This is a genomic window from Streptomyces antimicrobicus, from assembly GCF_020532625.1.
GTDB lineage: Bacteria > Actinomycetota > Actinomycetes > Streptomycetales > Streptomycetaceae > Streptomyces > Streptomyces antimicrobicus.
Genome location: NZ_JAJAUY010000027.1, coordinates 1 through 17,529, shown reverse-complemented (window position 1 = coordinate 17,529; position 17,529 = coordinate 1). Strand labels below are relative to the sequence as shown.

The 17,529-nt window shown below is 74.4% G+C and carries 13 protein-coding genes; 6 read left to right on the top strand and 7 right to left on the bottom strand.

From position 1 onward, the window contains the following. Positions 1–151 precede the first annotated feature (151 nt). From LG632_RS10075 to LG632_RS10060, 4 genes are all read right to left on the bottom strand, one after another. Positions 152–838: a hypothetical protein gene (locus LG632_RS10075; RefSeq protein WP_226726567.1), complete on the bottom strand. Its 687-nt coding sequence runs from the start codon at positions 836–838 to the stop codon at positions 152–154. 17 nt (positions 839–855) lie between these two features. Beyond that, positions 856–1,488, bottom strand: a complete 633-nt coding sequence (locus LG632_RS10070; protein ID WP_226726566.1) for a hypothetical protein — start codon at positions 1,486–1,488, stop codon at positions 856–858. Between the two features lie 354 nt (positions 1,489–1,842). After that, positions 1,843–3,009, bottom strand: coding sequence for a PP2C family protein-serine/threonine phosphatase (locus LG632_RS10065; protein WP_226726565.1), 1,167 nt, complete (start codon positions 3,007–3,009; stop codon positions 1,843–1,845). A gap of 84 nt (positions 3,010–3,093) precedes the next feature. Then, entirely contained in the window at positions 3,094–3,549 is a 456-nt protein-coding gene (locus LG632_RS10060) for an Lrp/AsnC family transcriptional regulator (RefSeq protein WP_226726564.1), read from the bottom strand. A gap of 131 nt (positions 3,550–3,680) precedes the next feature. Between LG632_RS10060 and LG632_RS10055 the strand changes: the two genes are divergently transcribed. Both LG632_RS10055 and LG632_RS10050 read left to right on the top strand, forming a co-directional pair. Then, positions 3,681–4,694: an asparaginase gene (locus LG632_RS10055; protein WP_226726563.1), complete on the top strand. Its 1,014-nt coding sequence runs from the start codon at positions 3,681–3,683 to the stop codon at positions 4,692–4,694. A gap of 178 nt (positions 4,695–4,872) precedes the next feature. Continuing rightward, positions 4,873–8,034, top strand: coding sequence for an NACHT domain-containing protein (locus LG632_RS10050; RefSeq protein WP_226726562.1), 3,162 nt, complete (start codon positions 4,873–4,875; stop codon positions 8,032–8,034). 5 nt (positions 8,035–8,039) lie between these two features. Here the strand turns inward: LG632_RS10050 and meaB are convergent, their stop codons facing one another. The 3 genes from meaB to LG632_RS10035 are packed head-to-tail and all read right to left on the bottom strand — an operon-like array spanning position 8,040 to position 13,155. Then, positions 8,040–9,035, bottom strand: a complete 996-nt coding sequence (gene meaB, locus LG632_RS10045; protein ID WP_226726561.1) for a methylmalonyl Co-A mutase-associated GTPase MeaB — start codon at positions 9,033–9,035, stop codon at positions 8,040–8,042. A gap of 14 nt (positions 9,036–9,049) precedes the next feature. After that, entirely contained in the window at positions 9,050–11,236 is a 2,187-nt protein-coding gene (gene scpA, locus LG632_RS10040) for a methylmalonyl-CoA mutase (protein ID WP_226726560.1), read from the bottom strand. Then, complete coding sequence (locus tag LG632_RS10035) at positions 11,233–13,155, bottom strand: methylmalonyl-CoA mutase family protein (RefSeq protein WP_226726559.1); 1,923 nt, start codon at positions 13,153–13,155, stop codon at positions 11,233–11,235. Before LG632_RS10035 ends, scpA begins: the two co-directional genes overlap by 4 nt. Positions 13,156–13,923: 768 nt before the next feature. Here LG632_RS10035 and LG632_RS10030 point away from each other — a divergent pair. The 4 genes from LG632_RS10030 to LG632_RS10015 all read left to right on the top strand — a co-directional run bounded on the left by LG632_RS10030 (position 13,924) and on the right by LG632_RS10015 (position 17,451). Then, positions 13,924–14,877, top strand: a complete 954-nt coding sequence (locus LG632_RS10030; RefSeq protein WP_226726558.1) for a TauD/TfdA dioxygenase family protein — start codon at positions 13,924–13,926, stop codon at positions 14,875–14,877. Between the two features lie 102 nt (positions 14,878–14,979). Next, complete coding sequence (gene ssuE / locus LG632_RS10025; protein ID WP_226726557.1) at positions 14,980–15,531, top strand: NADPH-dependent FMN reductase; 552 nt, start codon at positions 14,980–14,982, stop codon at positions 15,529–15,531. Positions 15,532–15,558: 27 nt separating this feature from the next. After that, the gene (locus LG632_RS10020) at positions 15,559–16,611 is read left to right on the top strand and encodes an ABC transporter substrate-binding protein (protein ID WP_226726556.1); all 1,053 of its coding nucleotides are present in this window, start codon (positions 15,559–15,561) and stop codon (positions 16,609–16,611) included. Between the two features lie 18 nt (positions 16,612–16,629). Beyond that, positions 16,630–17,451 carry an ABC transporter ATP-binding protein gene (locus LG632_RS10015; protein WP_226726555.1) on the top strand — a complete coding sequence of 274 codons (822 nt, stop codon included), beginning with the start codon at positions 16,630–16,632 and terminating at the stop codon, positions 17,449–17,451. Positions 17,452–17,529 lie beyond the last annotated feature (78 nt).

Genomic DNA, 17,529 nt, shown 5'->3' with positions numbered 1-17,529 from the left:
CGGAACCGAGGGGGCATCTGAACTGCCGGGACCGCCGGGACCGCCGGGACTGCCGGGACCGCCGGGGCGGACGGAGCCGACGGAGCCGACGGAGCCGGTGGGACCAGTGGGACCGGGACGGGTGCCGACCGGCCGGGGTTACGGCGGACCGTCAGGGCCGCGGGAAGCGGTGGGCCATGGAGCGCTGGATGCGTCCGGCCACGTGCTGCGGGTCGGAGGGCCGGCCGACGCCTTCCAGCGCCGCCCGCACGTCGGTGGCGAACCGGATGCCGAAGCGCTCGGCCTCGATCTCCTCGCGGGCCTCGGGGGTGTCGGCGCGGGAGGCGAGGTGGATCGCGATGTCCGTCCGCTCGGCGGGCGGCAGTTCGCTGCCGTCGAGGTCGGAGACGAAGGCGACGAACTGCGCCAGGGCGTCCGCCGCCCGGGTGTCCGCCGCGAGGTGGCCGGCGGAACGGGAGGCGGAGCGGCCGGGGACGGGGCCGGATCCCGCACCGGGGCCCGACCCCGCACCGTGGCCGGACCCCGCGCCGGATCCCGAGGCGGTGCCCGGGCCCGCGCCGGGGCCGTGGTGGCCGTGGCCCTGGAACATGTGCCACGCCTCGTGGCCGATGATCACGAGCTGGTGCTCGGGGTTGGTGTTCTCCTCGTAGACGATCAGGTCGTGGCTGGCGCGGTCGACCCAGAGCCCACTGGCGGTGGAGGGCGGGAAGGCGGCCTTCCGCAGCCGGACCGGCCGTCCTCTCAGCCGGCCGAGGACCTGGCCGATCGCGGGGACGAGCTGGTCGTCGCCGGACGGCGGGGGGAGGTTGCGGACGATGCGGGCGCTGAGCTTCCGCATGGCCCTCGGCCCGGTCCTCATGCGTCTCCCTCGCGCTCGTCGAGCTCCAGCAGGGCGTTCAAGGTCGCACTGAGGACGTGCCAGCGCTCCTCCGGCAGGTCGCGCGCCCGTCGCAGCGCCACGCCGCGGACGTCGCCGTGCCCCGACAGTACCGCTGCCAGCGGATCGGGGCCGGGGTCGGGCCCGTCCTGCCCGGGCTGCAGCGAGGCCAGGACCGGCAGCAGCGCGCGGTGGAGGGCCTCGGCGGAGGGGACGGTGAAGAACGCCTCCCCTCCCTCGACCCCGAAGAACTCCACGAGCCCGTGCAGGAGTTCGACGCTGGGGACCTTCTCGCCGGTGCACACCTGCCGGGCCCAGAACGCGGAGACGCCCAACTGCCGGGAGATCCGGTTGGCCAGCTCGGACATGCGTACGCCGGTGCGCGCGAGGTAGGCGTCGGCGAGCGAGCGGATACGGGCGCGGACCCGGTCGTTGACCGTGTCGGGGGGAGCTTCGCCGCCTCGCAGCAGGAGGCGGACGGTGTCCTCGGGCAGCGCGGTCCTGGCTGCCAGCTCCTGGGGGTCCAGCAGCTCCGATCGCCGCAGGTTCCGCTCCTGGACGAGCGCTTCGAGGCGCTTGAGCGTGTCCGGCAGGGACGGGGTGGGGCCCACCAAGCACTCCAAGGGCGCAGGGGAACAGGGCGGTTCGTGCGGACAGCGTAGTCCGCATCCTCTCCCGTCCCAACGATCGTTTGCGGCCAATCTTCGATCGCTGACGCGTCCGGCCCGGCCCGGGCGGGAGACCCACCCCCGTGCGGTCTCCGGCCCGGCCTCGGGCATCCGGGCCAGCGCCCCTTGATGGTGGCGTACCGCGCGCCGGGAGTCAACGATCAATTCCTCGGCCGTAAAGGATCGTTGATGAGGGCCCCGCTCGGCGCCTGCCGCAGTGCCTGCCGCTCAGTGCCTGCCGCTCGCTGCCTGCCGCACAGTGTGTCCCGCTCGGTGCGTCCCGCTCGGCGCGCCCCCTCAGTGCGCCCCGCCGTCGGGCGTGAGGCGGGTGATGGCGACGACGGCGGCGTCGTCCAGCAGGCGGCCCGACGGGGTGTGGGCCAGGAGGTCCCGGCAGAGGGTGCGCAGCAGGGCGTGGGGGTCGTGGGTGGGCCAGGCCCTGAGGCGGTCCGGGAGGGGGTAGAAGGCGCCGGCGCGGTCGCGGGCCTCGATCACGCCGTCCGTGTACAGCAGCACCAGGTCGCCCGGCTCGAAGGGGAACGTCTGGGCCGCCAGGCCGGTCGCGCCGAACTCCGACAGCCCCAGGGGCGGGGCCGGATGGTCCACCTGGAGGGGGATCACCCGCCCGTCCCGCATCAGCAGCGGCGGCGGATGGCCGCAGCTGATCACCTGGAGGGTCATCTCGTCGTCGGGGATGTCCAGGACCGCCGCCGTGGTGAAGCTCTCCCCGACGGAGGCGGGGGCGGGGGCGGCCGAGCCGCCCGGGCCCGAGCCGCCCGGGCCCGAGCCGCCCGGGCCCGAGCCGCCGTCCTCCGCGCCGTCCGGATCCGGCTCGACGGCGCGCTCCAGGTACGTCACCAGCCCCGGCAGGTCGGCCTCCTGGTGGGCGGCCGCGCGGAAGGCGCCGAGGACGAGCGCGGCGTCGCCGACCGCCTCCAGCCCCTTGCCGCGGACGTCGCCGATGATCAGCCGGGTACCGTGCGCCGTCCGGGCGGCGGCGTACAGGTCGCCGCCGATCTGCGCCTCGGCCTCCGCCGCGAGGTAGACCGAGGCGAGGTGGAGCGGGCCCATCCGGTCCCGCAGGGGGCGGAGCACCACCTGCTGGGCGGCCTCGGCCACCGACCGGAGCCGGCTGAGCTGCTCCTCGTGCACCTCGCGGAGGTGGGCGAAGACCGTCACGAAGACCGAGACCATGACCAGCGCGGTGAGCTGGAGGGTGTGGTTGAGGTCCGTGAGGGTGGTGCGGGTCGCCGCCACCACGGCCTGCGCCACCACCGCCACGGCGCCCACCACGGCCGTCGTGCGGGGACCGGCGAACGAGGCGGTGACGGCCGGGGCGACCGCCAGGAACGGGCCGAGGTGCACCTCGGGGGGCGCCAGGATGTCGACCACCGTCACCAGGGCGATCAGCCCGAACGGAACCGCCAGCAGGGCCGTGCGCGGTTCGGTGCGCCCGAGGTTCATGACTCCTGGATACACCCCGGCCCCGCTCCCCGCGCAGCGGCGGCGCGCGGCGCACCCGAGCCGCCACCGGTGGCCGACGCCCGTTCAGCGGTCCACCGGCAGGCCCGTCGGCTCCTTGACGCGCTTCATGATGATCTGCGAGTTGACCTCCGTCACCCCCGAGAGCGCCGTCAGCTGCTCGATCCACAGCCGCTCGTACGCCCGCAGGTCCGCCACCGCGATCCGCAGCAGGCAGCCGGGGCTGCCGAACAGGCGGTACGCCTCGACCACGTCCGGGATGTCCTGCAGCGCCGCCTCGAACGCCTCGACCGCCTCCCGGTCCCGCCGGACCTCCACCGACACCAGCACCTCGAAGCCGCGGCCCACCGCCTCGGGATCGATCACCGCGCGGTAGCCCTGGATCACCCCGTCCTGCTCCAGCTGCCGCACCCGCCGCATGCAGGGGGAGGGGGTGAGTCCGACGCGGGCGGCGAGCTCCTGGTTGCTCAGCCGGCCGTCCTTCTGGAGCTCGCGCAAGATTGCTCGGTCGATGGCGTCCATGGCGCAATTATCCGCCACCGTTCGGGCTCACGGCGCCCGAGAACGCAATCCGATTGCGGCCCGGTCTTCCTATGATTGCTGTTTGCCGTAAAAGCGCGTACACGCATTCGATTCGAGGGGAAGGGCGGGCCGTGGGACGGATCGTCGTCATCAGTACCGGCGGCACGATAGCCAGCCGCTGGCAGGGTTCCGGTTTCGCCGCCGACGCCGACGGGCGCGAGGTCATGGCCACCGCTCCGCTCCCCGAGGGCGTCACCGTCGAGGTGGTCGACCTGTTCAGCGTCAACAGTCCCCGGCTGACCACCGCCCACCAGCTGACCCTGCTGCGCACCGTGCACGAGGTGCTCGCCGACCCCGGCGTCGACGGCGTCGTCGTCACCCACGGCACCGACACCCTGGAGGAGTCGGCCTTCCTCGTCGACCTCCACCACGACGACCCGCGCACCGTCGTCTTCACCGGCGCGCAGCTGCCGATGGGCACCGCGGGCGGCGACGGCCCCGCCAACCTCTACGACGCCCTGCTCACGGCCGCCACCACCCGCGGCCTCGGCGTGCTCGTGGCCTTCGCCGGCCGCGTCCACGCCGCCCGCGGCACGGTCAAGACGCAGACCGTGGCCCACGACGCCTTCGCCGACCCGTCCGGGGAGTGGGTGGGCAAGGTCGGCTTCGGCAAGGTGACCGTGCTGCGGCAGCCGCAGCGGCCCGAGCCGCTCGCGCTGCCCGACCTCCCGCAGGCGCCGCCGCGGGTGGACATGGTCATGCACCACGTGGACGCCGACCCGCTGCTCTTCCGCGCGGCGGTCGAGGCCGGGGCGCGCGGGGTCGTGCTGGTCGCCACCGGGGCCGGCAACGCCACGCCGGAGTTCGTGGAGGCCGTCGCGGAGGCCACCGCGCGCGGTGTGCTCGTCGCGCTCACCACGCGCGTGCCGGCCGGCCCGGTCACCGAGATCTACACCCAGGGCGGGGCCGTCGACCTGGTCGCCGCCGGGGCCGTCCCGACCGGCACCCTCCGCGCCGGGCAGGCCCGCGCCGCCGTCCTCGCCGCCCTGCTCGCCTCCGACGACCGCGGTCGGCGCGAGCAGGTCCTGCGGGCGGTGCTCGGCGACACGGCGGCCGAGGCGCCCAGACCGCTGGTCGACGCGTAGACCGGGCGCGCGCCCGGCCCTCGCCGGGCCCGCCGCCTCGGGCGGCCGCGGGGAAGTCGCGCAGTACCGGACGGTGTTGACGCCCCCTCGGCATAGGATCGACCCCGGGCACCGGCCCCGGGCGCCGTTCCGAGGCATCGGCCCCGAGGCATCGGCCCGAGCACAGGGGGGCGCGTACATGGATCCGGGGACCGTCGGCATGCGGCTGGCGTCGAGCGTGCTCGGCCCGCTCGTGCGCAAGCTCTTCGTCCTCGGCGAGGGACCGGGTGCCGGGGTCGTCGACAAGCCGATCCGGATCTCGGGGTACGTCTCCTTCCGGGGCGAGAAGCGCAGCCTCGGCCCCGCCGACGTACGCCGTCTCGCGGGCAGGATCGTCCAGCACGCCCTGCGCACGGCCGGCGAGCGGCCGGTCGCCGCGGACGAGGAGCAGGCGGTCGTGGACGCCCTCGCCGCCACCCTGTGCGCGCTGGGCGAGCTGCGGATCACCGACCTGGACGCGGTCCGGCTCGGCGCGCCGGACTTCGCCCGCGCCCTGCGCCGTGCCGCCGACCCCGACCCGGCCCGCGAACTCGGCGCCGACGCCGCGTACTTCTACGAGCGGCTGCTCGACGCGGCCTGCCTGCACATCCTGCACTTCTTCACCCAGCGGTCCACGTTCGTCGCGCACACCCTCGTCGAACAGACCCGGGCGACGGCCGAGTTGACCGCCAAGGTGGACGAGCTGATCCGGCGCCGGCCGCTGCCGGGCGCCGAGGACGCCGGGTTCGAGCAGGAGTACCTGCGGTACGTGACGAAGAAGCACGGCCGGCTGACGATCTACGGGATCGACCTCAACCGCTCGTCGGCGCGCTGGCCGCTGGACGTGGCCTACCTCAGCCTGGAGGCGACCTCCCACGCCCCCGCCGAGGCCGGGGACCCGCCGGAGAAGGCCCACCTGCGCGCCCCGCAGCCCGCCGACCAGATCCTCGCCCGCGGCCGGCGGGTGCTGCTGCGCGGCGAGGCCGGCTCGGGCAAGTCCACGCTGGTGCAGTGGCTCGCGGTCAGCGCCGCCGACCAGGACCCCCCGCCCGCGATGGCCTACCTGCAGGACCGGATCCCGTTCGTGCTGCCCCTGCGGACGGTGACCCGCAACGGCGACCGGCTCCCCGCGCCCAAGGACTTCCTCGCCGCCGTGGACTGCCCGCTGGCCGGCTCCCAGCCCACCGGGTGGGAGCAGCGCGTCCTCGCGGCCGGCCGCGGACTGGTCCTGGTCGACGGCATCGACGAGGTCCCCGAGCGGGAACGCGAGCGGACCCGTCGCTGGCTGCGGGACCTCATGGACACCTACGACGGCGACAACCGCTGGCTGGTCACCTCCCGCCCCTCCGCCGTCGGCGAGCGCTGGCTGGAGCGGGACGGCTTCGGCGAGCTCACGCTGTCCGCCATGGGCACGGCCGAGGTCGCCACGTTCGTCCGGCGCTGGCACGCGGCCGCCCGTCCGGACGCCGAGGACCCGGCCGAGCTCGACGCGTACGAGGAGCAACTGCTGGCGGCCGTACGCACCAAGCCCGACCTGGGCCGGCTGGCCACCAACCCGCTGATGTGCGGGCTGATCTGCGCCCTGCACCGCGACCGGCGCGGCTATCTCCCGCACGGCCGCAAGGACCTCTACGAGGCCGCGCTGTCGATGCTGCTCAGCCGCCGGGACCGGGAGCGGGACATCGAGGTCCCGGAGCTCGGCGAGGACGCCCAACTGGACGTGCTGCAAAGGCTGGCCTACTGGCTGATCAAGAACGGCCGTACGGAGATGGACCGTTCGAGGGCCGAGGACATCATCGCCCGCGCCCTGCCCGCCGTGCCCGAGCTGGCCGCCCTCGGTGACGCCGCCGCCGTCTTCGACCACTTCCTGCTGCGCAGCGGGCTGCTGCGGCAACCCGCCCCGGACGCCGTCCACTTCGTGCACAAGACGTTCCAGGACTTCCTCGGTGCCCGCGCGGCCGTCGAGGAGGGCGACTTCGGCCTGCTGACCGGTCACGCCCGGGACGACCAGTGGGTGGACGTCATCCGCATGGCGGTCGCGCTCGCCAACAAGCGGGAGCGCGCGGAGATCTTCCGGGGGCTCCTGGCGGTCGCGGACCCGCGGGCCGACCTGCTGGCAGCGGTCTGCCTGGAACAGGCGACCGTCCTCGATCCCGCCGTCCGCGAGCTGGTGCGCGAGCGCGCCGCCGGCCTGATCCCGCCGGGCAACGCGGACGAGGCGCGGGCCCTGGCGGAGGCCGGGCCGCTGATCCTGGAGCTGCTGCCGGGACCGGACGAGGTGCACCCGGTCGGCGCGCTCTTCGTGGTGACCGCGGCCACGCACGTCGCCTCGGACGCCGCCCTTCCGTTCCTGCGCCGCTACGCCCGCCACCCGCACCTGCAGGTCCGTTCCCAGCTCATGTGGGCGTGGTCCCGGTTCGACCCCGTCCTCTACGGGCAGGAGGTCATCGCCGAGCTGGACCCGAGCGGCCTCGACTACACCGTGCGCGACTCCGCCCAACTGGCCCTGCTCCGGGGGCTCCCGGAGCCGCCCGCGGCCCTGGACGTACGCCCGGGCGTGCCGTTCTCCGACGTCCTCGCCTACGACGCCGGGACCGGGGCCGGGATCACCTCGCTGGTCCTGACCGACCCCGAGCCGTCCGCCCTCGCCTCGCTGGCGCGGCTGCCCCGGCTGGCGCGCCTCGACCTGCGGTCGTGCTCCGGCCGCACGGACCTGTCACCCGTCGGCGCCCTGCCCCTGGAGTCGTTGAGCCTCCACGGGACGCCCGACCTGCGCAGCCGGCCGATCGGCCCGATGCCCACCCTGCGGACCCTGCACGCCGCGTTCGAGACCGGCTCGGCATGGGACGTACGGTCCCTGCCCGCCGGACCGGACCTGCGCACCCTCGCGGTGGGGGGCGAGAGCATGCCGGCCGGCGGACTGGCGGGCCTGCGCGAGCTGACCTCGCTGGAGAGCCTGGACCTCGCCTTCTGGTGCGGGCCCCGATCCGGCGCCGACTGGCGGGAGATCGCCGCTCTGCCCCGGCTGCGCGAGCTCACCCTGGAGGAGGCGTCCTTCACGTGGCCGGCCGACGTGGTCCTCGGCGCCGTCACCACCCTGCAGGTCTGGGGCGACCCGGACGAACCGATGCAGCACATCGTGGACGGCCTGCCGCAGCTGTGCCCGCGGCTGCGCGAGCTGTACCTCGACGGGGCGGTCGACCTCGACCTCGCGCCGCTGGCCGGGCTGACCGACCTCGCCTCCGTCACGGTGCCGGTCCCGGCGTACGTCCTCGGCGGGATCGAGGCCCTGCCCGACCACGTCACCCTGCGCACGCTCTGACCGGCTCAGCCCGCCGCCGGGTCCCCGAACGCCTCCAGGATCCGGTCCGCCGCCGACGTCGCCGTCAGCCGGCCCTCCCGTACCGCCGCCTCCAGCTCCGGGGCCACCGCCCGTACCCCCGCGTGGGAGCGCAGCCGGTCCAGCAGCTCGTCGCGGACCATCGACCAGGTCCACTCCACCTGCTGCGCCGCCCGCTTCGCCGCCAGCCGGCCCGTGCCGGACAGGAGCGCGCGGTGGGCCTCCAGGCGGGCCCAGACCTCGTCCAGGCCCGTCGACTCGCGGGCGCTGCACGTGAGGACCGGTGGGGTCCAGGCCGCGTCGGCGGGGTGCATCAGCCGCAGGGCGCCCGCCAGTTCGCGGGCCGCCGCCTTCGCGTCGCGTTCGTGCGGGCCGTCGGCCTTGTTGATCGCCAGGACGTCGGCCAGTTCCAGGACGCCCTTCTTGATGCCCTGGAGCTGGTCGCCGGTACGGGCCAGCGACAGCAGCAGGAAGGAGTCCACCATGCCGGCGACCGTGGTCTCCGACTGGCCAACGCCGACCGTCTCCACCAGGACGACGTCGTAGCCCGCCGCCTCCATCACGATCATCGACTCGCGGGTCGCCTTGGCCACCCCGCCCAGCGTCCCCGCCGACGGCGAGGGGCGGACGAAGGCCGCCGGGTCCACCGCCAGCCGTTCCATCCTCGTCTTGTCCCCGAGGATCGAACCGCCCGTGCGGGTCGAGGACGGGTCCACGGCCAGCACCGCCACCCGGTGCCCGAGGCCCGTCAGCATGGTGCCGAACGCGTCGATGAACGTCGACTTGCCCACGCCCGGCACCCCGCTGATCCCGATCCGCCGGGCGTTGCCCGCGTACGGCAGGAGCTCGGTCAGCAGCCGCTGCGCCAGCGCGCGGTGGTCGGCCCGGGTGGACTCGACGAGGGTGATCGCGCGCGCGATCTGCGCGCGTCTCCCGTCGAGCACACCCTTCACGTACGCGTCGATGTCGATACGAGGGGGCATCCGCTGCCGCCCGCCTACAGCTCGTGGCCCAGGTCCGCGGCCAGCCGCGTCACCAGGTCGTGCGCCGCGTCCGGGATCACCGTGCCGGGCGGGAAGACGGCCGTCGCCCCCATCTCCAGCAGGGTCGGCACGTCCGCCGGCGGGATGACACCGCCCACCACGATCATGATGTCCTCGCGGCCCTCCTCCGCCAGCTGCTCGCGCAGCGCCGGGACGAGGGTCAGGTGGCCGGCCGCCAGCGACGACACGCCCACCACGTGGACGTCCGCCTCGACGGCCTGGCGGGCCACCTCCGCCGGGGTCTGGAACAGCGGGCCGACGTCCACGTCGAAGCCCAGGTCGGCGAAGGCGGTGGCGATCACCTTCTGGCCGCGGTCATGGCCGTCCTGGCCCATCTTGGCGACCAGGATGCGCGGACGACGGCCCTCCGCCTCCTCGAACCGGTCCACCAGGGCACGGGTGCGTTCCACCGACGGGGACTCCCCAGCTTCGTTGCGGTACACGCCGGAGATCGTACGGATCTGGCTCGCGTGCCGGCCGTACACCTTCTCCAGGGCGTCCGAGATCTCGCCCACCGTGGCCTTGGCCCGGGCGGCGTCCACCGCCAGGGCGAGGAGGTTGCCGTCGCCGCGGTCCGCGGCGTTCGTCAGGGCGCGCAGCGCGTCCTGGGTGACCGCCTCGTCGCGTTCCTCGCGCAGCCGCCGCAGCTTGGCGATCTGCTGGGCGCGCACGGAGGAGTTGTCGACCTTCAGGACCTCGATCGCCTCGTCGTTCTCGACGCGGTACTTGTTCACGCCGATCACCGGCTGCCGGCCGGAGTCGATCCGCGCCTGGGTCCGGGCCGCGGCCTCCTCCACGCGCAGCTTCGGGATGCCCGCGTCGATGGCCTGGGCCATGCCGCCGGCCGCCTCGACCTCCTGGATGTGCTGCCAGGCCCGCCGCGCCAGGTCGTACGTGAGCCTCTCGACGTACGCGCTGCCGCCCCACGGGTCGATCACCCGGCACGTGCCCGACTCCTGCTGGAGCAGCAGCTGGGTGTTGCGGGCGATGCGCGCGGAGAAGTCCGTCGGCAGGGCCAGGGCCTCGTCGAGGGCGTTGGTGTGCAGCGACTGGGTGTGGCCCTGGGTCGCGGCCATCGCCTCGATGCAGGTGCGGGTGACGTTGTTGAACACGTCCTGCGCGGTCAGTGACCAGCCCGACGTCTGCGAATGGGTGCGCAGCGACAGCGACTTGGTGTTCTTCGGGTCGAACTGCTTGACCAGCTTCGCCCACAGCAGGCGCGCGGCACGCAGCTTGGCGACCTCCATGAAGAAGTTCATGCCGATCGCCCAGAAGAAGGACAGCCGCGGCGCGAACGCGTCCACGTCCAGGCCCGCCTCCTGCCCGGCCCGCAGGTACTCCACACCGTCGGCGAGGGTGTACGCCAGCTCCAGGTCGGCCGTGGCCCCCGCCTCCTGGATGTGGTACCCGGAGATCGAGATGGAGTTGTACCGAGGCATCTTCTGCGAGGTGAACGCGAAGATGTCGGAGATGATCCGCATCGAGGGCTTGGGCGGGTAGATGTAGGTGTTGCGGACCATGAACTCCTTGAGGATGTCGTTCTGGATGGTCCCGGCCAGCTTCTCCGGCGGTACGCCCTGCTCCTCCGCCGCCACGATGTAGAGGGCGAGGACGGGCAGCACGGCGCCGTTCATCGTCATCGACACCGTCATCCGGTCGAGGGGGATCCCGTCGAACAGCTGGCGCATGTCGTAGATCGAGTCGATCGCCACGCCCGCCATGCCGACGTCACCGGTCACCCGCGGGTGGTCGCTGTCGTAGCCGCGGTGCGTGGGCAGGTCGAAGGCCACCGACAGGCCCTTCTGGCCCGCCGCGAGATTGCGCCGGTAGAAGGCGTTGGACTCCTCGGCCGTGGAGAAGCCGGCGTACTGCCGGATCGTCCAGGGCTGGTTGACGTACATCGTCGGGTACGGGCCGCGCAGGTACGGCGCCATGCCGGGGTACGTCCCCAGGAAGTCCAAGCCCTCCAGGTCCCGCCCGGTGTACAGCGGCTTGACGCCGATGCCCTCGGGGGTCTCCCACAGCAGGTCCCCGGCGGCGGTGCCGGTGGACTCCTTCACGGCGGCCCGCCACTGGTCCTCGGTCGTCCCGGCGGCGGCGCCGGTACCGAGCGCCAGCTCGGAGAAATCGGGGATGCTCAACGTGCCACTCCCATCCGGTCGAGTACGGACGTCAGCACGGCCACGGCGTCGCACCCGGCGAAGACGTACTCGTCCACGGCCGGCGCGGCGGTCCCGGGCCGGCCCGCGAGGAACACCACCTGGGCGCCCGCGGCGCGCAGCGCCCCGGCGACCGCCTCGGCCTGCTCCTCGTACAGCGCGTCGCTGGAGCACAGCACCGCCATGGCCGCGCCGCTCGCGGCGAACGCCTCCCCGGCCGAGGCCGCGTCGACGGACACCGGCGTGTGGACGGGCTCGATGCCGCCCGCCTGGAAGAGGTTCGAGGCGAAGGTGGCCCGGGCGGTGTGCGCGGCGGCCGGGCCGAGCGCGGCCAGGAAGATGCGCGGCCGGGAACCGGTCGCCGCGAGGTGGGCGTCGGAACGGGCGCGCAGCGCCTCGTACGCCTCGTCGCGCCGCACCCGCGGCAGCCCGCCGGACAGCGGCGCGGGCGCGCTTTCGCGCTCCACCGGCTTCTCCGACAGCAGCGGGAACTCGCTGACACCGGTGATCGGTTCACGGCGTGCGGCCAGCCGGGCGCTGCGCTCGGCCCAGGTGGCGGCCAGCCGCTCGGCGACCAGACCCGACCGCAGGGCCGCGGCGAGGCCGCCGGCCTGCTCGACGGACCGGAAGAACTCCCATGCGGCGTGAGCCAGTTCGTCGGTGAGCTGCTCGACGTACCAGGAGCCGCCGGCCGGGTCGATCACCCGGGCCAGGTGCGATTCCTCCAGCAGGATCGTGGAGGTGTTGCGGGCGATCCGGCGGGCGAACGCGTCCGGCAGGCCCAGCTCGTGGTCGAACGGCAGCACGGTCACCGAGTCGGCGCCGCCGACCCCGGCGGCCATGCACGCCACGGTGGTGCGCAGCATGTTCACCCACGGGTCGCGCCGGGTCATCATCACCGGCGAGGTCACCGCGTGCTGGCGCTGCGCGCCCGCCTCCGGCGCCCCGCAGGCCTCGGCGACCCGGGCCCACAGCCGGCGCGCGGCACGCAGCTTGGCGATGGTCAGGAACTGGTCGGCGGTGGCGGCGTAGCGGAACTCCAGTCGGCCGAGCGCGGCTTCGACGTCCAGGCCGCCGTCGCCCTCGGTCAGTGCGCGCAGGTAGGCGACGCCGGTCGCCAGCGCCAGGCCCAGCTCCTGGGCGGCCGAACCGCCGGCCTCGTGGTAGGGCAGCGCGTCCACGGTCAGGGCCCGCAGGTGCGGCCACCCGGCGGCGGTGCGCCGGGCCAGTGCCACGGCGGGCGCGAGGTCGAGGGCCTGGCCGGTACGGGCCTCGTGGCCCAGCGGGTCGGCGCCGAGGCTGCCGCGCGCGGCCTCGGGGGCGACGCCCCGCTCGGCGTACAGGCGCAGCAACTCCTCGGCGGCCTCCGCGAATTCGGCGCCGGCGTCGAGGGCGACGGGCGCCAGGTCCAGGTAGACGCCGTCGAGGGCGCGGGCCAGCCCGGACACCGGCAGGCCGGCCTCGCCGACGGTGAGCCACAGCGAGGTGACGCCGTTCTCCAGGTCGGTCAGGGCGGCCTCGTTCACCCGCTGCGGGTCGGCGCCGACCGTGCGCTGCCGTACGTCCCAGCCGCCGGCGGCGTTGCCCTCGGCCTTGCCGGCGCGCAGGAACGGCGCGAACCCGGGGAAGCCGTCGAGCGCGGTGCCGGGGGTCCCGGCACCGGCCTCGGCGCCGGAAGCATCGCCGGCCACGGCAGCGGCCTCGCCGGTGGGCGCGGTGTACAGCGGGCGGGTGCGGAGCCCGTCCTCGAGCGTGGTGGACAGGGCGTCCTCAGCAGCCGCGCCGGATACGTCCTTGCCCGACTTGCGCAGTACGCCTTCTACCAGGCGCTGCCACTGCTCATGCGTCGCGTCAGGGAACTCGGCGGCCAGAGAGAGCCCGTCGTCAGGCAGGACCGTCATGGCTCGAACTCTAGGGGGGCCGCTCATCCGAGACCATAACCCCTGGATGTGATCTCGCCCTCCCGGGACAGACCGCCAGGATCCTGGAGAACCGGGGCCATCGGGGGCCCGCGTGTCCGAAATCAACCGGTCGTGTCGCCGCATGGCGAGGACGTTGCGGGCCCGTGAAATCCAGCCAGTCGCCGGCCCTGCCCCCGGTCGGGCGAAATGGCTGGTCAGGGCCGGTGCCGGGGCGGTCGCCGGGTGTCGGTGAGGGGTGCGAAGGGGTGTTGACCGGCCATCTGCGCGCTGACACGCTCCGAGGCATGTCCGCGACCGAGCTCACCTCCGCGCGGCTCCACACCCCCGGCGCCCGTACCGCGCCCCTGGGATGTCCGGGCCGCAGCTGTCCGGCCCCCTCCTGTTCCTGAGGCCCGGGCCCTCTCCCGCCGCGCGCTGCCCGGCCCTCCCGCCCGGCAGCACCGTCGGCCGTTCCTGGTAGCGGCTCGTCCGGTCGTCCGCCGCCGAGCCGCTCGGCCGCCGAGCCGCTCGCCCCTTCGGATGCTCGTCCGCTGGTCCGCTGGTCCGCTGGTCCGCTGGTCCGCTGGTCCGCTGGTCCGCTCGTCCGCACGTCCGTTCGGCAGCACGTCTGCTCGGCCCGCTCGGTCGCGCGTCCGTTCGTAGCCCGTCCACTCCTCCACCCGGCCGCGCGTCGGCTCGCCGTACGGCCGTGCCGTGCGCCGCCGCCGCGGTCCCGCCACCCACCACCACCCTCACAGGAGCCTTGCCATGTCCACGATCACCTCCGACGCCGTCCGCCACGCCCACCAGCTCACCGTGACGAGGATCGGGGGCCGGATCGGCGCCGAGATCGGCGGTGTCCGCCTCTCCGGGGACCTCTCCGACGAGACCGTCGCGCAGATCCGCGCCGCCCTGCTCACCCACAAGGTCGTCTTCTTCCGCGGCCAGGACCACCTCGACGAGGCCGGGCACGAGGCGTTCGCCCGGCGGCTGGGGGAGCTCGTCGCGCACCCCACCGTGCCCTCCGCGGACGGCCGCTACTCCCTCGGCATCGACTCCCACCACGGCGCCCGGGCCAACCAGTGGCACACCGACGTCACCTTCGTCCCCGCCTACCCCGCCTTCTCCGTCCTGCGCGCCGTGACCGTCCCGCCGTACGGCGGCGACACCCTCTGGGCCAACACCGCCACCGCCTACGCCGGCCTGCCCGAGCCCCTGCGCACCCTCGCCGACGGCCTGCGCGCCGTGCACTCCAACGCGTACGACTACGCGGCCCTGAGCCCCGAAGGCCTGCCCGAGGCGCTGGCCCAGTACCGCGAGGTGTTCACCTCCACCGTCTTCCGCACCGAGCACCCGGTCGTCCGCGTCCACCCCGAGACGGACGAGCGCACCCTGGTGCTCGGCAACTTCGTCGAGCGGATCAGCGGGCTCACCGGCCGCGACTCCCGCGCCCTGCTCGACCTGTTCCAGGCGCACGTCGAGCGCCCGGAGAACACCGTCCGCTGGTCGTGGACGCCCGGTGACGTGGCCGTCTGGGACAACCGCGCCACCCAGCACTACGGCGTGGACGACTCCGACGACCACGAGCGCGCCCTGCGCCGCGTCACCGTCGACGGCGACGTGCCCGTCGGGCCCGACGGCCGCCCCTCGGTCCTGCTCAGCCCGGACGCCGTGCCCGCCCCCGCCTTCGGCATCGCCTCCGGCGCCTCCACCACGGCCTGATCCGCTCCCGCGCCCCGCCCCCGCACCGCCCGCGCCCCCCACCCCCCCAGCACCGCCCCCGCACCGCCCGCACCCCCCGGTCCTACCTAGGAGAGCTCCTCCGTGCCCACCGTCCTCGCCCTCACCGGCAGTCCCTCCCTCCGCTCCCGTACCGCCGTCGTCGTCGACCACGTCCTGCGGCGTCTGGAGCACGACGGCTTCCGGACCGGCCACCTCGCCCTGCGGGAACTGCCGGCCGCCGACCTGCTCGCCGCCCGCACGGAGCGGCCGGCGCTGCGCCGGGCCCTCGACGCGGTCGCGGCGGCCGACGGCCTGGTCGTCGCGACGCCCGTCTACAAGGCCTCGTACACCGGCCTGCTCAAGAGCTTCCTCGACGTCCTCCCGCAGGACGGGCTGGCCGGCAAGACCGTCCTGCCGGTGGCCACCGGCGGCAGCCTCGCCCATGTCCTGACCCTCGACTACGCCCTGCGCCCGGTGCTGGCCACGCTCGGCGCCGGGCACGTCACCGCCGGCCGGTTCGTCCTCGACTCCTCCGTCGAGCGCGACCCGGGAGCGGACCGGCTGCGGCCCGAGGCCGAGCTCGACCTCTACCAGGCGGTCGACGACTACGCCGCGGCCCTGCGCGCCCGCACCACCCTCGCCGCCCCGCACTGACCACCGCTCACCGACCAAGGAAGCCCCATGTCCGCAGCGACCCGCATCCCGCCCCGTCCCCCTCGCGCACCCGGTGCGTCCCGACGCCAGTTCCTCACCCTGCTCGGCATCTCGGCGGCCGCGGTGAGCTGCGGCACGGCCACGGCCGACGGAGGGGGCAAGGGCCAGGTCAAGACCCTCAAGTACCAGGGGGCGGCCGGCCAGGTGACCCTCCCCGAACTCGCCGCCGACCTCGGGTACCTCGGCGACCTCCGCCTGGACTGGGTCGGCAACACCATCAGCGGCCCCCAGGACATCCAGTCCGCCGCCACCGGCCAGATCCACTTCGGTGGCGCGTTCAACGGCGCGGTCGTCAAGCTCGCCGCCGGCAAGGCCCCGATCCGGGCGGTGATCTCGTACTACGGCTCCGACGCGTACGCCTACAGCGGCTACTACGTGCTGGAGGACAGCCCGATCCGCACCGCCCGCGACCTCATCGGCAAGAAGGTCGGCATGAACACCCTGGGCGCGCACGCCCAGGCCCTGCTCGACATCTACCTCTCCCGCAACGGCCTCTCCGCCGCCGAGGCCGCCCGCGTCGAGGCCCTGGTGGTCCCGCCGGTCAGCACCGAACAGGCCCTGCGGCAGGGGCAGATCGAGGTCGGCGTGCTGGGCGGCGTCCTGCGCGACAAGGCGCTGGCCGGCGGGGGGATCCGCCCGCTGTTCACCGACTTCGAGCTGCTGGGCGCGTTCAGCGCCGGGACGTACGTCATGACCGAGCGGTTCATCGCGGGCAACCCCGACACCGTGCGGACCTTCGTCACGGGCGTGGCCAAGGCGATCGAGTGGTCGCGCACCACCCCGCGCGAGCAGGTCGTCGCCCGGATGACGGAGATCGTCACCCGGCGCGGGCGCAACGAGGACACCTCCGCCCTGCAGTACTGGCGCAGCTACGGCGTGGCCGAGACGGGCGGGCGGATCGGCGACAAGGAGTTCCAGCTGTGGCTGGACTGGCTGGGCGAGCGGGGTGAGGTGAAGAAGGGGCAGCTGAAGGCGGCCGACCTGTTCACCAACGAGTTCAACGACTACGGCAAGGGCTGAGGGGAGGGACGCACCACCATGGCCAAGATCGTGTTCGAGAACGTCACCAAGACCTTCCCCACCAGGGACCGCAGCGGCCGCAAGGCGGAGTTCACCGCTCTGGACGGCATCGACCTCTCCCTCGACGCGGGGGAGTTCCTGGTCGTCGTCGGCCCCAGCGGCTGCGGCAAGTCGACCCTGCTGGACCTGCTCGGCGGGCTGACCCGCCCGACGTCGGGGCGCATCCTGCTGGACGGCGCGCCCGTCACCGGGCCGGGCCAGGACCGGGGCACCGTCTTCCAGCAGTACGCGCTGCTGCCCTGGCGCACCGCGCTCGGCAACGTCGAGTTCGGCCTGGAGGCCACCGGCGTACCGCGGCGGCAGCGGGCGGCGCGGGCCCGCGAGTTCCTCGGCCTGGTCGGCCTGGCCGGCTTCGAAGACCGCCATCCGCACGAGCTGTCGGGCGGCATGCGCCAGCGGGTCGCCATCGCGCGCTCGCTGGCGTACGACCCCGACGTGCTGCTGATGGACGAGCCGTTCGCGGCGCTCGACGCGCAGACCCGGGAGTCCCTCCAGGACGAGTTGCGCCGGATCTGGCAGGCGACCGGCAAGACGGTCGTCTTCATCACCCACGGGATCGAGGAGGCCGTCTACCTCGGCCGCCGGGTGGCCGTCCTGACCTCGCGCCCCGGCCGGGTCAAGGAGATCGTCCCCGTCGACTTCGGCGACCGCTCCGGGCTGCTGGGCGAGGACCTGCGCTCCAGCCCGGAGTTCGCCCGCTACCGCCACGAGATCTGGACCTTGCTGCACGACGAGGTCACCCGCGCCCAGCAGCTGGAGAAGGAGGAGGCCGCCGCATGACCACCCGTACCGGAACGCTCGCCGCCCCGACCGGGCCCGCCCCGGCCGACCCCGGCGGGGCCGACTCCGCCGGGGCCG

What these genes read in the sequence shown, in the direction of transcription:
- LG632_RS10050 (WP_226726562.1), top strand. Translation starts at nt 4,873, where the DNA reads ATGGATCCGGGGACCGTCGGCATGCGGCTGGCGTCGAGCGTGCTCGGC.
- LG632_RS10020 (WP_226726556.1), top strand. Translation starts at nt 15,559, where the DNA reads ATGTCCGCAGCGACCCGCATCCCGCCCCGTCCCCCTCGCGCACCCGGT.
- LG632_RS10015 (WP_226726555.1), top strand. Translation starts at nt 16,630, where the DNA reads ATGGCCAAGATCGTGTTCGAGAACGTCACCAAGACCTTCCCCACCAGG.
- LG632_RS10030 (WP_226726558.1), top strand. Translation starts at nt 13,924, where the DNA reads ATGTCCACGATCACCTCCGACGCCGTCCGCCACGCCCACCAGCTCACC.
- LG632_RS10065 (WP_226726565.1), bottom strand. Translation starts at nt 3,009, where the DNA reads ATGAACCTCGGGCGCACCGAACCGCGCACGGCCCTGCTGGCGGTTCCG.
- LG632_RS10035 (WP_226726559.1), bottom strand. Translation starts at nt 13,155, where the DNA reads ATGACGGTCCTGCCTGACGACGGGCTCTCTCTGGCCGCCGAGTTCCCT.
- LG632_RS10060 (WP_226726564.1), bottom strand. Translation starts at nt 3,549, where the DNA reads ATGGACGCCATCGACCGAGCAATCTTGCGCGAGCTCCAGAAGGACGGC.
- LG632_RS10075 (WP_226726567.1), bottom strand. Translation starts at nt 838, where the DNA reads ATGCGGAAGCTCAGCGCCCGCATCGTCCGCAACCTCCCCCCGCCGTCC.
- meaB (WP_226726561.1), bottom strand. Translation starts at nt 9,035, where the DNA reads ATGCCCCCTCGTATCGACATCGACGCGTACGTGAAGGGTGTGCTCGAC.